Here is a 1868-nt window from a genome sequence, read left to right as displayed (position 1 = left end):
ATTACGTTTTCTGTTTTCAATCTTAAAAACCAATTTTTTTTTTCGAATTAGTTCCGCTTTTTTTTAGGTTCTGCTCAACTGTTTGCCAACGTTTATGTGTATGAGTTGTGGCGTGTGCCAGCACGGACAATTCCAAAAGGTAAATTGCCTGTGGAAATTCCGCAGGAATTTCCAAATAGGCACAGACCCAGCCATAACTTATACACGGTGTTGGCAAATCGGCTTTTTACTTTTTCGTTCGAGTATTAATTCGGACGTATTGTTGTTAAAAAGTTCAATTTAGTCAATTCCGATTAATTATTGTTACGGTTTTCCGCATTCAGCTTTTATTATATTTTTTTCGATCAGATTGGATTCGGTCGATAAACACAAACTTTCGATTTTGCACTTAAAAACCAAAAAAAAAATCCGATTTGGTTCGGAAGATGTTTATTCGTCTGAGTAGATTTCGCCGTACTATTTGTCGGTTCTGCTTTTCTGCCGAACTTTTGGAAATCACGAATTTTCCTCTTTTAAGCGACTTATTATTGGAAGTCAAGGAAAATTAAATTATCCACAATATTGTTAAATTCCGCGTTGTGTTTTTTCAATTGGAACTTGATTGTTGTTTTCTTAAAAACTCAAAAAAATTCGACGGATTTTCGTTGCTTTTTCGTTTTTTTTAGCTGTTTGCCAACGGTTTTGTGTATGATTAGTTGCGTGATCAAGTACGGAATTTAGCAAATAAAAACCGAATAGAAAATCCCCGAGGATTTTCGTAAGTAGGCGAGAACCAAGCAATTAATTATACACGGTGTTGTGGTGTCGTTTTTATTCTTTCACATATTCACTTACGAAACAATCATTACAATAATCGGTTAAAATTAATTTGTTTTTATCTAATTCAAAAAATTGTATAATTCCTAAATGTTCCGGAACTATTAGTTCGTGAGGTTCATTATAAACATCTCTCAATTCAATTGTATATTTTATTTTGGAAATTAAATCTCCATTTGTGAAGTATTTTATTGAATCAGATGATATAATAATTTTTCTATTTTCTCCTGTGGATTTTGGAGTGTAAGTTATTCCTGCTATACCACCTGTTGATTTTATCCAATTCCATTGTCCAAGTATAGTTGAACTTATTTCGGCATCGTCATCGCCTGAACAATTTAAGGTTAAAAATGCGATTAAAGTCAGAACCAATATCTTTTTCATAATGAATAGTTTTACTTACAGATGTGCTTTTGACTAAAAGGTTGCGTCAAATGCACCACAACGTGATTGTATAAGATTAGTGGCGTGTTTAAGCACTTAATTTAGCAAATAAACACCGAATAGAAAATCCGCGAGGATTTTCGTAAGTAGGCGAGGTCTAGCCATTAATTTTATACGGTGTTGTAAAACGTTTTTTTGTTCAATAGTTTTTTTCTTTTTTCAGTTCTCCGTTTTCGGTATAAGTTTTCCAAAGTCCGACCTTTTTTCCGTTCACTGTTTGTCCTTCTTTGAACAAATAACAAACTTGTAGTTTATATGAGCATTTATAATATTTCTCAATTCTTTTAAAATTGATATGTTCGTCGGATTCGAAAAATTCAGTCAGATTATTTGCGTTTGAGTCGATTTCAGTCGTTATGGATTCGGACGTTTTATTTCCTTCTCGGTCATAAGAATTCCAAGATATTATATTTCCGTATTTTCCTAAAAAAATTTCGCTTGCGATTTGTCCGTTTTTGTAATATTGAGTTTGCTTTCCTGAATGAGTTGAATAGTTTTCAGAATTGTACTTATAAGTCGTAATTGTGCTTATCCACCAAATTTTTCCATTTCCGTAAAAAATTGTGTCTGGTTTAGATTCAATTTCCTCAAGTTCACTCACTATTTTT

2 protein-coding genes are annotated in these 1868 nt (G+C 32.5%); both read right to left on the bottom strand.

Annotated features, from left to right (window positions below; all coding sequences use genetic code 11):
* Positions 1-810 precede the first annotated feature (810 nt).
* Positions 811-1200 (bottom strand): hypothetical protein, encoded by a 390-nt coding sequence (locus tag MWU32_RS02295; protein ID WP_246937419.1) that lies wholly within the window; start codon positions 1198-1200, stop codon positions 811-813.
* A gap of 199 nt (positions 1201-1399) precedes the next feature.
* A partial coding sequence (locus MWU32_RS02290) for a hypothetical protein (RefSeq protein ID WP_410744428.1) occupies positions 1400-1868 on the bottom strand: 469 nt, incomplete at its 5' end.

It is taken from the genome of Gelidibacter sp. F63206, from assembly GCF_023015735.1.
This window is presented reverse-complemented; position numbering and strand designations above follow the sequence as displayed.